This is a genomic window from Taklimakanibacter deserti (assembly GCA_003574785.1).
In genome coordinates this window covers 336,986-349,777 of record QORU01000005.1, presented here as the reverse complement: position 1 = coordinate 349,777, position 12,792 = coordinate 336,986, and the positions used below count along the sequence as shown (strand labels likewise).

At 64.1% G+C, this 12,792-nt stretch carries 13 protein-coding genes; 3 read left to right on the top strand and 10 right to left on the bottom strand.

Annotated elements, in window-relative coordinates:
- Window positions 1–4: 4 nt before the first annotated feature.
- The 5 genes from DS839_RS12695 to DS839_RS12675 form a co-directional block, all read right to left on the bottom strand.
- Window positions 5–667 (bottom strand): NYN domain-containing protein, encoded by a 663-nt coding sequence (locus tag DS839_RS12695; RefSeq protein WP_119270693.1) that lies wholly within the window; start codon window positions 665–667, stop codon window positions 5–7.
- A 134-nt stretch (window positions 668–801) separates the two neighbouring features.
- Entirely contained in the window at window positions 802–1,185 is a 384-nt protein-coding gene (locus DS839_RS12690) for a nuclear transport factor 2 family protein (RefSeq protein ID WP_119270692.1), read from the bottom strand.
- Window positions 1,186–1,197: 12 nt separating this feature from the next.
- Complete coding sequence (locus tag DS839_RS12685) at window positions 1,198–1,533, bottom strand: helix-turn-helix domain-containing protein (RefSeq protein WP_119270691.1); 336 nt, start codon at window positions 1,531–1,533, stop codon at window positions 1,198–1,200.
- Window positions 1,530–1,811 carry a helix-turn-helix domain-containing protein gene (locus DS839_RS12680; protein ID WP_119270690.1) on the bottom strand — a complete coding sequence of 94 codons (282 nt, stop codon included), beginning with the start codon at window positions 1,809–1,811 and terminating at the stop codon, window positions 1,530–1,532. Before DS839_RS12680 ends, DS839_RS12685 begins: the two co-directional genes overlap by 4 nt.
- Window positions 1,808–2,140 carry a type II toxin-antitoxin system RelE/ParE family toxin gene (locus tag DS839_RS12675; protein WP_119270689.1) on the bottom strand — a complete coding sequence of 111 codons (333 nt, stop codon included), beginning with the start codon at window positions 2,138–2,140 and terminating at the stop codon, window positions 1,808–1,810. The genes DS839_RS12680 and DS839_RS12675 overlap by 4 nt, the downstream gene beginning before the upstream one ends.
- A gap of 119 nt (window positions 2,141–2,259) precedes the next feature.
- Between DS839_RS12675 and DS839_RS12670 the strand changes: the two genes are divergently transcribed.
- Together DS839_RS12670 and DS839_RS12665 are read left to right on the top strand one after the other, a co-directional pair.
- Complete coding sequence (locus tag DS839_RS12670) at window positions 2,260–4,572, top strand: adenosylcobalamin-dependent ribonucleoside-diphosphate reductase (protein ID WP_119270688.1); 2,313 nt, start codon at window positions 2,260–2,262, stop codon at window positions 4,570–4,572.
- Between the two features lie 66 nt (window positions 4,573–4,638).
- A complete protein-coding gene (locus DS839_RS12665; RefSeq protein ID WP_119270687.1) occupies window positions 4,639–5,118 on the top strand; it encodes a hypothetical protein in 480 nt (159 codons plus the stop codon).
- 71 nt (window positions 5,119–5,189) lie between these two features.
- Here DS839_RS12665 and DS839_RS12660 read toward each other — a convergent pair whose 3' ends face one another.
- A complete protein-coding gene (locus tag DS839_RS12660) occupies window positions 5,190–5,822 on the bottom strand; it encodes a gamma-glutamylcyclotransferase (protein WP_119270686.1) in 633 nt (210 codons plus the stop codon).
- Window positions 5,823–5,858: 36 nt separating this feature from the next.
- On the opposite strand from DS839_RS12660, the gene DS839_RS12655 reads away from it, so the two are divergent.
- Window positions 5,859–6,821 carry a DUF2125 domain-containing protein gene (locus DS839_RS12655; protein ID WP_162918481.1) on the top strand — a complete coding sequence of 321 codons (963 nt, stop codon included), beginning with the start codon at window positions 5,859–5,861 and terminating at the stop codon, window positions 6,819–6,821.
- A gap of 125 nt (window positions 6,822–6,946) precedes the next feature.
- Here the strand turns inward: DS839_RS12655 and DS839_RS12650 are convergent, their stop codons facing one another.
- The 4 genes from DS839_RS12650 to DS839_RS12635 form a co-directional block, all read right to left on the bottom strand.
- The gene (locus DS839_RS12650; RefSeq protein WP_119270684.1) at window positions 6,947–7,921 is read right to left on the bottom strand and encodes a prephenate/arogenate dehydrogenase family protein; all 975 of its coding nucleotides are present in this window, start codon (window positions 7,919–7,921) and stop codon (window positions 6,947–6,949) included.
- On the bottom strand, window positions 7,918–9,021 hold the full coding sequence (hisC, locus tag DS839_RS12645) for a histidinol-phosphate transaminase (RefSeq protein ID WP_119270683.1): 1,104 nt from the start codon (window positions 9,019–9,021) through the stop codon (window positions 7,918–7,920). The genes DS839_RS12650 and hisC overlap by 4 nt, the downstream gene beginning before the upstream one ends.
- A 2-nt stretch (window positions 9,022–9,023) precedes the next feature.
- A complete protein-coding gene (locus tag DS839_RS12640; protein ID WP_119270682.1) occupies window positions 9,024–9,815 on the bottom strand; it encodes a chorismate mutase in 792 nt (263 codons plus the stop codon).
- Between the two features lie 259 nt (window positions 9,816–10,074).
- On the bottom strand, window positions 10,075–12,564 hold the full coding sequence (locus tag DS839_RS12635) for a TIGR02302 family protein (RefSeq protein WP_119270681.1): 2,490 nt from the start codon (window positions 12,562–12,564) through the stop codon (window positions 10,075–10,077).
- Window positions 12,565–12,792 lie beyond the last annotated feature (228 nt).

The following is a 12,792-nucleotide window of genomic DNA, read 5'->3' as shown; positions in this document are numbered from 1 at the left end:
CCCGTCACGCTGCCGGCGCGCGATCCCGCGGGTGTACCCACCACGCTGGCGGGTCATATTCGCGCGGCCGTCTTCCGGATGGATTGGTGCCGCTCATGACGATGGCCGGGAACACCGTCCAGTCGAGATGATCCTTGGTGATGGCGAGCCGGTTACCGCCGGTATAGCGGGCGATGTCGACCGAGAAATTCCGGCCCGGGGGAGCGACCGTGATCAGTTGCTTTTCCGGAAACCGGTCCCTGAAGACTCGCGCCGTCGCGGCCTGGTCGGAATCGGCCGTCACCAGATAGGCCTTGTCGAAAACATTATCCTGGGCATCGGTGATGAGGCTCAGGGCCACATTGATGTCCGTCTCCTTCTCGGTCGGTCTTTCCCAGGCCTTGCGGCACTTGTTGCAGTTGATCTCTTCATGCACATAGTGACCCTTGATCGTCGTCACCCCGACATTCTCCAGGGCATTCAGATATTGCTGGTGCCGCCATTTCTTGCGCTCATCGCCAGGGTAGAAGGCGGTGCAGAAGACAACCCTCACGAGCTGTTCCGTCTGCTTGGGGATCAGGCGCTCGCCGAGCTCCCAGAGATTGCACCATTTGAGGTAGGGTTCGCCTAAGTCATTGATTGCGTGATATAAATTGAAGCCATCATAGTAGAATGCCGCTTTCAGCATGCTGCTCAGCCTTGACTTTCCGCGTCCGATCCCGTATATATCACGTCGTCAACGCAATGCGGTACGCCGCTAGCAACCCCCGGGCCTCGGCTCGGGGTTTTGCGTTTTAGGGGCAGGCTCGCCCGCCCACCCGCTCAAAACATCCCGTTCGGATTGGCGGCCTTCTCCGGCACGATCTGCAGGACATCCCAATGCTCGACGATCTTGCCGTCTTCATCGAGACGGAAGATGTCGATGCCGGCCCAGACATGATCGCCGGGCCAGTCCTGCCGGCAGTGCAGCACTACCAGGTCCCCCTCGGCGATCACCCGCATGAACTCGACGCGCTTGCCCGGATAGTCGCGCGCCGCTTCCTCGAAATAGGCGACGAAGCCTTCCTTGCCGTCGGCGACGCCCGGATTGTGCTGGGTGTAATGGGCGCCCGCATAACGCTCGATCGCCTCGCGCGGCCGGCATTGGTTGAACATCAGGTCATAGAAGGCCATGACATTGCGCTTGTTGCGATCAAGATCGGACATCGGCGTTTTCACCTAGGCTGCCTTGGTCGCAGGGCGGCTGGCGCGGCGCGCCTTGTGACGCACAACGACGTCGACCTTGTAATCAAGCCGATCCAGGCAGCGCACGAGCCGGTCGATGGAGAACTTGCCAGTCCGCCCGGTGACAATGGCCGATATATCAGGCTGTTTCATGCCCAGAAGGCTGGCTGCCTTTGCCTGAGTCAGCCGCCGCCGCTTGATGATGGCGCGGATCTCCCGCGCGAGCTTGGCCTTCAGCAGCTCTTCTTCCGGATTGTCAAAGCCGAGATCGGCGAACACATTGCCACTGCTCAATTCGGTGCCAGTATGTTCGCTCCTGAGCGTTCTCATGCGGCCTTCTTAATGTTCATCTCGACACGCATGCCAGCTGCCGCGACCATGTTCACCAATGTGTCTAGGCCGAAGAGATCGATCTTGCCGCGCATAAGGTCCGAGATGCGTGGCTGAGTCACACCGAAAAGCTTGGCGGCCTCGGACTGGTTCAGTCCCTTAGCAGCGATATGATCCTTCAACGCCATCATCAGCGCCGACCGGAGCTTCATGTTCTCTGCTTCGGCTGGAGTGTCGCTTATGGCGTCCCAGATGCTTTCGAAACGTTCATTGGTCATCGGTTCAATTCCTGCAGCAGGTCACGATAACGTTTGGCGGCGAGATCAAGATCGGGCTTGCTGGTTTTCTCTGTCTTCTTCTGGAAGCAATGCAGCACATAAACAGCATCGGCGAATTTTGCGACATAGATGACTCGAAAGGCTCCGGCTGCATCCTTTATTCTGATCTCCAGCACACCTTTCCCAATTGAATTTATTGGCTTCCAGTTGTCGGGCTCGCGGCCGTTCTGCACATGGTCCAGTTGATATCCAGCCTCTCGCCTTGCCGAACCCGGGAAGGCTCGCAGGTCGTCTAGAGTGCTTCCACGGAATATGACATCCTTTGCCACCTAATACTCCAGGTCTATACAAAATTTTGTATGGAATAGCAACCATGCCCCTAAAACGGGCATGTCCAAAACAAGAACGCTACTATATAATGGATAGATCGTCAGTCAGCGAGTAGCCGATGTCCGCCAGCGAGCAGAGTTTCCTCGACCCGATCTCGGCCGAGATCTGGGACATGAAATACCGCTTCAAGCGTCCCGACGGGGCGGCCGTCGATGCGACGGTGGAAGCGAGCTGGAAACGCGTGGCGCAAGCGGTGGCCGAAGCCGAGAAGCCCGGGATCCGAGCCAAATGGGCCAGGGCCTTCGAGGGCCTGCTCAAGGATTACCGCTACCTGCCTGCGGGACGCATCCTGTCGGGCGCCGGCACGGAACGCAATGTCACCCTCTTCAACTGCTTCGTCATGGGCCGGATCGACGACTCGCTTTCCGGCATCTTCGATGCCTTGAAAGAGGCCGCCCTCACCATGCAGCAGGGCGGCGGCGTCGGCATGGATTTCTCGACGCTCAGGCCCAAGGGTGCGGCGGTCAAAGGTGTGGGCGCCGATGCCTCGGGCCCTTTGAGCTTCATGGATGTGTGGGATGCGATGTGCCGCACCATCATGTCGGCGGGCTCGCGCCGCGGCGCCATGATGGGCACCTTGCGCTGCGATCATCCCGATATCGAGGACTTCATCGCCGCCAAGGCCGATCCCCAGCGCCTGCGCATGTTCAACCTCTCGGTCCTCGTCACCGACGATTTCATGGCGGCGGTGAAGGAGGACAAGGACTGGCCTTTGGTCTTCGCAGGCCAAACCTACAAGACGGTGCGCGCGCGCAATTTGTGGGACCAGATCATGCGCTCGACTTACGATTATGCCGAGCCCGGCGTGATCTTCATCGACCGCATCAACCAAGAGAACAATCTCAGCTATTGCGAGACGATCCAGGCGACGAATCCTTGCGGCGAACAGCCACTTCCGCCTTATGGTGCATGCCTCCTGGGTTCGGTCAATCTCGCCGCTCTCATCATTGATCCGTTCACGGATGAATCGCGACTCGATGAGAAGGAGCTCGAGCGCCTCGTGCCGCTGGCGATCCGCTTCATGGACGATGTCGTCGATGTCTCGAACTATCCCTTGCCCGAGCAGCGCCAGGAAGCGCTGGCGAAGCGGCGCATCGGGCTCGGGCTGACCGGGCTTGCCGATGCGCTCGCCATGTGCGGCCTGCGCTATGGCTCCGACGAGGCGGCGCGCCGGGCGGGCGAATGGATGGCGGAGATCGAGCGGCTGGCCTATCTCGCCAGCGCCGAGCTCGCGCGCGAGAAGGGAGCGTTTCCGCTCTATGACCGCGATGCCTATCTGGCCAATGGCCATGTGAGCAAGCTCAGCGCCGACATCAAGGCGGCGATCGCGAAACACGGCATCCGCAACGCGCTCCTCACCTCGATCGCGCCGACCGGCACCATCTCGCTCTTCGCCGGCAATGTGTCGAGCGGCATCGAGCCCATTTTCTCGATCGCCTATGAGCGCAAGGTGCTGCAGCCCAATGGCGAGCGCGTGACCCAGAAGGTCGAGGATTACGCCGCGCGCCTCTGGCGCGGCCTCAAAGGCGCGGATGCGCCGCTGCCTGCCGCCTTCGTCACCACCAGCGACCTCAGCCCGCATGATCATCTCGTCATGCAGGCGGCGATCCAGCCTCATATCGATTCATCGATCTCGAAAACCATCAACTGCCCGCCCGATCTCTCCTTCGAGGCCTTCAAGGCGGTCTATCTCGAAGCCTATGAGCATGGGCTCAAGGGCTGCACCACCTTCCGGCCGAACGAGATCACGGGCTCGGTGCTGTCGCTCGGCGAGACGCCCAAGGCGGAGCCGGTGCAGGCGGCGCTGCCCTTGGAAGCGGTGCGCGATCCGGTGCTGCTGCGCGATTCCGGCGACGTCGTCTATATGAAGCAGCCTCTGGCCCGCCATGAGGTGCTGCCGGGCTTCACCTACAAGCTCAAATGGCCCGATTCCGATCACGCCATCTACATCACCATCAACGACATCCTGCAGGACGGCCGCCGCCGGCCCTTCGAGATCTTCATCAACTCGAAGAACATGGAGCATTTCGCCTGGACGGTGGCGCTGACGCGCATGATCTCGGCGGTGTTCCGGCGCGGCGGCGATGTCTCCTTCGTGGTCGAGGAACTGAAAGCGGTGTTCGATCCGAGGGGCGGGCAGTGGATGGAAGGGCGCTATGTGCCGAGCCTGCTCGCCGCCATTGGCGGCATCATCGAACGGCACATGATCGATACCGGCTTCCTCATCAAGGCCGATGCCAGGCCAGCCCTGGCGCTCGCCGTCAATGACGAGAAGCGCGCCGCGCAATGCCCGCGTTGCGGCGAGGCGGCGCTCATCTTCCAGGAAGGCTGCTCGACCTGCCTGAGCTGTGGCTATTCGAAATGCAGCTGACGCAAAACCGGCGCGCCCTTCGTCATCAGGGTTGACAGCCAACGGCTATTGTTCTATCTTTGTTCCATGTTGATTCATGGAACACCCCTCAGCATCCCCTTTTCCGGCGGCACCGAGACCGAGCCCCGCTTCTGGTACTGGCATGGGGCGTCCGGGCGCCGCTACATCCATTCCGTCTACCGGCCGGAGACCTGCCCGCCGCTTCCGGGCGCCGTCTTCCTGGCGGTGAGGAGCCTCGGCAATCTGCGCACCGTGCTCGGCGCCGGGCGCTTCGCCGGGCTCTGGGACGTCAATATCCCGGCCGGCGATGCGGCCCATTGGGAGAGCCTCGGCGCCAATGAGATCCATGTCCATTTGCTGAGCCGCGACGAGACGGAGGCGCGCCAGGTCGCCGCCGATCTCCAGGCGGCGCTCAAGGATGGTGCCGCGGCACCAGCCGGAAAGGCTGCCCAACTCGCTTTCGGACTACCCGACGCACAGAACAAGGAACCAGAGCGCCGAACCCACTCGACGGCGACCAGGACACCCGGCGCTCTGGCCGCGTAAGTTGTGTATTGCGTACGCCCCAGAGAGCGGGAAGTGCACGTCCCGCTCTCTCTTTCTTTTTGGGGCGACGATCAAATCTTGAGCAGCGCGTGGGCGAGCTTCTCCAGCGGATGGTCGCGAATGCCGGCCTCGCGCAGATGCTGCACCGTGTTCAGCACATAGTCGGCGCATGAGCCCGACTGGCCATGGCCCTGGCGCACATGATGGAGCTGGTCCTCGAGGCTCAGGCGGCCGGCATATTGCCGGTGCTCGCGGTTGACGGCGTAGAACAGCGCCGGCACCTTCAGCGCCTCATCACTGAGCCGAGCCTCAGCCGGCTCGGCCTTTTCTTTGGGCGTTCCCTTATCGCCAAAGTCGAGCAACCCCGGATCGGGTCCGGGGCGGGCATTTGGCGGGGAACGCTCTAAGAGGCGGACCGGCTTGGTGAGCTCGTGATACATGTTGGTCACCTGCTCGCGGGCGCGCAAATAGGTGGCCGTTTCCTCCCAGTCCGCATTGGCGATCTTGAAGGCGATGCCATGGCAAGTGCCGCCGATATCGAGGCCGAGCACCAGCCCCGGCCGGTCCGGCGTGCCGCGATACATATGGGAGAGCATGCACAGGCTGCGGTGATAGCCATGGATCACGGCGCGCCGCCGCTCGGTGAAGCGGAAGCCCGGATTCCACATCAAAGACCCGTAGCCGAACACCCAATTTTCGTGCATGGAGCCTTCTGTATCGTGAAGGAATTGGAACACGCAATGGCTCAAAGCCAGAGACGGCCCTGGCCCATCATCCTGACGCTCATCGGCATCGTGCTCCTCGTCGTCCTGTGGTGCACCTATTGGGTCATCGCCTCGGGATTCGTGCGTAACACTTTCGAAAGCGAGCGCGCCAAGCTCAGCCGGCAAGGCATTGCGCTCGACTGCAAGGGGCTCAACTGGGGCGGCTTTCCCTTCCGCTTCGAGCGCGACTGCATCGAGCCCACGCTCACGCTCACCGGCGACAAGGTCGCGGCCAAGAACCTGCTCCTGGTGATGCAGGCCTATATGCCGAACCGCGCCATCGCGCTGATCGATGGTCCGGTCACCAGCTCTTCCGGCCTCACCGTCACCCATGAGCGCGCCATGGCGAGCGCGCGCTTCTCGAGCGAGCGCAACTGGCAGGCCTCGCTCGAAGTGCCAAAGCTCCAGGCGCAACCCTTCGGCAGCGCCGAGCGCCTCCTGGTCAGCGCCCGCGACACGGGCGGCGAGCGCCTCGATGTGGCGCTCGATGCGACGACCGCCGCCGTCCTGCTCGAGGCCGGCATTCTGCTCAAGCTCGACGAAGCATCGCTGCAAGCCAATGTGCCGCGCCAGGCGGTCGGCCGCGATCTGCTCAAGGCGCTGGCCGCCAGCGGCGAGAAGATCGGGATCGACACGATACGACTGAAGAAGGGTGAGCTCATTGTCACAGCCAAGGGCGAGCTCGGCCTTGGCCCCACCGGCCATGTCGATGGCCGCCTCACCACCACCTCGAACCGTCTCGATCTCCTGTTGGAAGAGTTCAAGCAGGATTTCGGCCTCAGCGACAAGGATGCGCAGACGCTCGCCACCATGATCGGCCTGTTGCAGCCCGGCAAGACCACCGACATCACGCTCGATCTCATCGCCAAGGACGGCAAGCTCTATTGGGGTCCGGTGAAGCTTACTGAATTGCCACCTTTAACCCTCGCCCCGCTTTAGCGGGGAGAGGGAGGGGCCCATTGCGCAGCAATGGGAGGGTGAGGGGCCGGCTTCAGGATTGACACGCGCAGGCCAGATCACACCCGAAAGAACTGCAGAATAGAGGATCGTGAGTCCCACGCCCCTCACCCTCCCGCGCCTTCGCGCGGGCCCCTCCCTCTCCCCGCTTCGCGGGGCGAGGGGGTGTCCGGCCTTCTGCCGAAGTCTGGCGCCGCCGTCTCCTGCCCGGCGGCGATGATGCTGCGCCGGATCTCGCGCGAGCGCGTGAACAGGTTGAACAGCGTCTCGCCGTCGCCCCAGCGGATGGCGCGCTGCAGCACCGAGAGATCCTCCGAGAAGCGGCCCAACGTATCGAGCACCGCATCCTTGTTGTTGAGAAAGACGTCGCGCCACATGGTCGGATCGGAGGCGGCGATGCGGGTGAAGTCGCGGAAGCCGCCGGCCGAGAATTTGATCACCTCGGAATTGGTCACGTCCTCGATGTCGGCCGCGGTGGCGACGATATTGTAGGCGATGAGATGCGGCAAATGGCTGGTGATGGCGAGCACCATGTCGTGGTGATCGGGGTTCATCTTCTCGACATTGGAGCCTGAGGCGCGCCAGAATTTTTCCAGCCGTGCGACGGCCGCTGCATCGCTGTCGGGCAAGGGAGTGAGGATGCACCAGCGGTTGGTGAAGAGCTCGGCGAAACCCGATTCGGGGCCCGACTGCTCGGTGCCCGCCACCGGATGGCCCGGAATGAAATGCACATTCGCCGGCATATGCGGCCCGACATCGCGCACCACCGCACCCTTGACCGAGCCGACGTCGCTCACCGTGGCGCCGGCCTTCAGACGGGGCCCGATCTCCTCCGCCAGCTTGCCATAGGCGCCGAGCGGCGTGCACAAAATGACGAGATCGGCATCCTTCACCGCCTTGGCGGCACTCTCATGGATCTCATCGACAAGGCCGATGCGCCTGGCGGTCTCGCGCGTCTCAGCACTCCTGGCGTGGCCGGCGATGGTCTTCGCCAGCTTCTCGCGGCGGATGACATGCGCCAGCGACGAGCCGATGAGGCCTAAGCCGATCAGCGCCACGCGATCATAGAGGACGCCCGTCATTGCAGGAACTCTTTCAGGGCGGCGACGACGGCGCGGTTCGCTTCTTCCGAGCCGATGGTGAGGCGCAGCGCCCCCGGCAGGCCATAGCCCTCCATGCGGCGCAGGATCAGCCCGCGTTCGGTGAGAAACGCATCCGCTTTCGCAGCCCTGTGTTGTGCATCTTCCGGGAAATGCACCAGGATGAAATTGCCGACGCTCGGCGTCACGGTCAGGCCGAGCGCGGTGAGCTCCTTCGTCAGCCAAAGGAGCCATTCGTCATTATGCGCAACCGCGCGCTCGACATGCGTCGCATCGGCGATCGCCGCGGCGCCGGCGAGAAGGGCGGGCGTCCCGACATTGAACGGGCCCCTGATGCGGTTCAGCACGTCGGCGACATGGCCCGGGCAATAGGCCCAGCCGAGGCGCAGCGAGGCGAGGCCGTAGATCTTCGAGAAGGTGCGCGTCATCACCACATTGTCGTTGGTGGCGACGAGCTCGATGCCCGATTCATAGTCGTTGCGCCTGACATATTCGGCATAGGCCGCATCGAGCACGAGAAGGCAGCTCTTCGGCAGGCCGGCATGCAGGCGTTTCACTTCCGATACCGGAATATAGGTGCCGGTCGGGTTGTTGGGATTGGCGAGGAAGACGATGCGCGTCTTCGCCGTGACGCAGGACAGCATCCGGTCGACATCGGTCGTCAGGTTGGTTTCGCGCGCCACCATCGCCGTGGCGCCGTTCGACGCGATGGCGATCGGATAGACCAGGAAGCCATATTGCGAATAGATCGCCTCGTCGCCCGGCGCCAGATAGGCATGGGCGAGAAGCTGCAGGATCTCGTCGGAGCCGGCACCGCAGACGATGTTTTCCGCCTTCAGTCCGTAGCGATTGGCGATCGCCGCGCGCAACTCGTGCGCCGCCCCGTCGGGATAGAACTCGAGCGCGCCGGCGGCGCTGCGATAGGCCTCGATCGCTGCAGGGCTCGCTCCCAGCGGGTTCTCATTGGCCGACAGCTTGTGGACCTTCTGGCCCTTGGCGCCGGCCTTGCCCGGCACGTAAGGCGCAATGTCCAGAATGCCCGGCTTCGGCAGGGGCCGGGTGATGGCGGAGGCAGACGTCATGCTTAGGTCCTGAGTTCGATCGGGCTGGGGTAGCGCCCCAGGACGGAGAGCGCAAGTGAGCCATTTGAGCGCGCGAGGCCGATGAGCGGCACGTTGTGCTCGGAAAGGAAGCCCGGCAGGCTGGTGAGCTGCAGCGCGCGGACCTTCATCTGCCACAGAGGCTGCGGGGTGAAGTCGCGCGGAAGTTGTCCGTCGGTCAGCACCAGCGTCTCATCGGCGCCGGTCTGCTCAGCTGCGGCATGGCCGAAGATCAGGAGCCGCGGCAAGGCCTCCGTCGCGAGAAAGGGCAGCACGCCGATCACCTGGGTGGGGCCGGCATGGCCTTCGAGCCACGCCTTGGCCCAGGGCCCGTCAATGGCAACGGCGGCGAGATCGCCCGGATTCTGCGCCAGCGCCTCGAAGGCGACCGCCTCGCCCGGATGATCGGTGAAGGCCGAGGCGCCGAAATATTCGCGCAGCAGCGTCTGCGACATGGCGGAGGCGAAGAAGGCGGCGCTGCCATGGATGCGCACCGGCGCCTGCTTCAAGGTGGCGGCCGAGATGAGGGCGCGCCAGATGCGGAAGCAGAGATCGGCCGGCACCTCGCCGCGGTCGATCAGGCGGCGCAGGATCAAGGCCTCGCGGCCGGGCCGGATCGGCGAGGCGGCAGCGCCTTGGGTCTGGAGCTTATAGGCCCTGACCCGGTCGACGATATCGAGCCTTTTGGCGATGAGCCCCAATATGTCATCGTCGATCCGGTCGATCTCGCGGCGGATACGCTCTAGGCTTTCCTGGGGGGCTTGCGGCTGTTCCATGGGCAGGGGCTATTCATAAGGAAGCCCGCCAGCAAAAGCAAAGGCTTAGGACACCCTCGCCCCGCAAAGCGGGGAGAGGGAGGGGCCCATTGCGCAGCAATGGGAGGGTGAGGGGCCACTCTCAGGATTGGGTAAAGAAGCGGGTTGGAGGAGGGAAGCGGGCTCGAAGGAGTGTGGTTGCCGAAGATGCCCCTCACCCTTCCCGTCGCTTACGCGACGGGCCCCTTCCCTCTCCCCGCTTCGCAGGGCGAGGGTAAGCTCAATACAGCCCGCGCAGCAGGCGCTCGATATAGTCGCGGTCGATGCGCGGCAAATCGGGCGTGTTGGCCCGGTTGCGCAGGAAATCGAGAATCTCGCGCGCCCGCCGGATCGCCGCTTCGCCCGGCACCATGTTGCGGTCGGGGCCGTAGTCCTCGCCGCGATTGGCGCGCGGCCGGCCCAGGGGGTCTCTATCGTCGCCGCGCGCTTGGCCATGGCGGCCGACATTGCCGGTGTTGCCCTGGCCCTGCTGCATCATCTGGCGGGCCATGGACTGGGCGCCGTCGCGCAAGGCGTTGAGCGCCTCGCTCTGCTGCTCGAGTGCGGGATCGCGGCGGCCCTCGCGCAAGGAGCCGGTGGCGCCTTCCATCGACTTGCCGGCCTGGCCGAAGGACTGCGGCGCCTCCATGCCCTGCTGGCCGAGGCGGCCCATCAGCTCATCCAGCATCTGGCGCAAGGCACCCTGCTTCTGCGACAAGGATTCGCCCTGCTGGCCGTTCTGGCCCTGTTGCGGCATGCCGCCTCTCTGATCGCCCTCCTGCGGCTCGCCGCTCTGGCCCGGCATGCGCATCGTCTCGTCCATCAGCTGCTGCTGGCGGCGCATCAATTCGGAAAGATCGCCCAGCATCTCGGACAAGGGCGTGTCGCCCTGCTGCTGCTGGGCCATGCCCGGCTGCAGGTTGCGCAACAGGTTCTCGAGCTGCGACAGCATCTCCTGGGCGGCCTCGTTGGCGCCCGACTCGGCGAGCTTCTGGATCGTGTCCAGCATCTTCTGCAGGTCTTCCTGGCTCAGAAGCCTGGACGGATCGACCTGCTGCGGCTGGGCTCCCTGCTGCTGCATGCGCCGGCGCGTCTCCTCCGCCATCGACTGCAGATATTTGTTCATCGCCTCGCGCAATTTATCCATGAGCTCGGCGATGCGCTCCGGCGGCGCGCCTTCGGCCAGCGCCTTCTGCAACTCCTTGCGGATGGCGTCGAGCTCGGCCCTGGCATCGGCGAGATCGCCTTCCTCGACCGCGAGCGCCAGCTTCCACAGGTCGTTGACGGCGGTCTTGATGTCCTCCTGGTCCCTCGCATTGGCGACATGCGAGCGGATGGCGCGGAGCGCGATATGGATGCCGCTCCTGTCGATGAGCCCTTCCGGCCACATCAGCAAGGCGCTGAGCATCAGCTCGACATTGCGGTGATCGTCGGGATCGAGGATCAGCGCCTTCCGCTGCTCGATCAGCGCCTTGGCGAGCGGCTTGATGAACAGGCGCTCGGGCAGCATGACCGTCTTCACCTCGGACTTGCCGGTCTTGCCGGCCTGGTCCTTCGCCTCCAGCGTCACATCGACATTGAGCCCGGCCCAGGGATGGGCGGTGAGGTCGTTGGCGGTGCGGTCCTCGATCTCGCGCGGTGATGATTTCTTGAGCGCGATCGGGAAGGCGGGCGCTTCGAACAGGAACACGCCATTGGTGGCGAAGCCCGGCCCGTCGGCCTGGGTGTCGGAAAGCACCATCTTGGCGGTGACGGCGGCGACGCCGTAATCGTCCGACGCCTTCCAGTCGAGGGCGAGGGCACCCGAGGCCTCGGCCTCGGGATCGGCGGTGAAGCCGACCTTGGGCGCCTCGTCGGGAATGACCGACAGCCGCCATTGCGCCAGTTCGCTCGAGCCGTCATAGACGCGGATCTCGGCCGGCCGGTCGAGGCGGAGCTGTGACGTGAAGGTGCCGCTCTCAGTGCCGGTCTTGGGCTTCAGGTCCTTGATCTCCTCGCCGCCGATCAGGTCGAAGAAAGCGAGGCGGGGCTCTTCAGCACCGGTGAGGCGCAGCACCAGCAGGCTTCCTTCCGGCACCAGGAGATCGCTGTCGCGCTGCAGGCGCTCCTTGATCGCTTCGCTGGTGAGGAGCACGGGCGGCTTCGCCGTATAGCCAGGCGGGCGCACCCAGGCATCGAGCGCCAGCGCCACTTGCGACTGTGACGGCGCGATGCGCACCGCATCGGCGAAGTTCGACACCGGATCGCCGCGGTAGAGGAAGGCCGCGGCGAGCACGCCCAAGAGGGCGGCGAGGCGCAGCGCATAGGGATCGCGCCATTTGAGGTCCGAGCGCGGCGTGCCGGCGCGCAAGTGCTTCAGCTTGGCGAGCTGGCGGGCGACATGCTCTTCCCAGATGGCGGAAGCGGCGGGTGAGGGATTGGCCGGCCTGTCCTCGGCTGCCGAGACCGGACGGTGGTCGAGCGCCGAGGAGGTCTCGACGCGGCGCAGGGCTTCGCTCCGCGCCGGGAAGGCGAGGCGGAAGAGCGGGCGCAAGGTCCACAGGAAGGCCAGCGCGAAAGCGACGAGCGTCGCATAGCGGGCGAGATCGGGAAGGTGGCCGAGGAGCCCCGTGAGGACGGCCATGGCGAAAAGGGCCAGGACCATGACCATGGGGTAGGCGGCGGCCCACAGGCGCTCCCAGTACAAGGCGAGCCTGGCGCGCCAGACGGTTTGTTTGAGTTTCGGACTCATCCCGGAATGATCCTAACATAAAACGGCGAAATCACGCCCTCACGCCTTTGCGAGGGTAAAGGCCCCAGAAACCCGTTACTTCGGTAATCTCCCAGGGTTCCGCGAGGTTCCCTCGCAAAGATGTGATATCACCCTCGCCCGCGAAACTCTTCGTCGCTTTCCCCCTCTCCCGTCCGAAGGATGGGAGAGGGTGGCCGAAGGCCGGGTGAGGGCTCTCTGTTCCAGCCG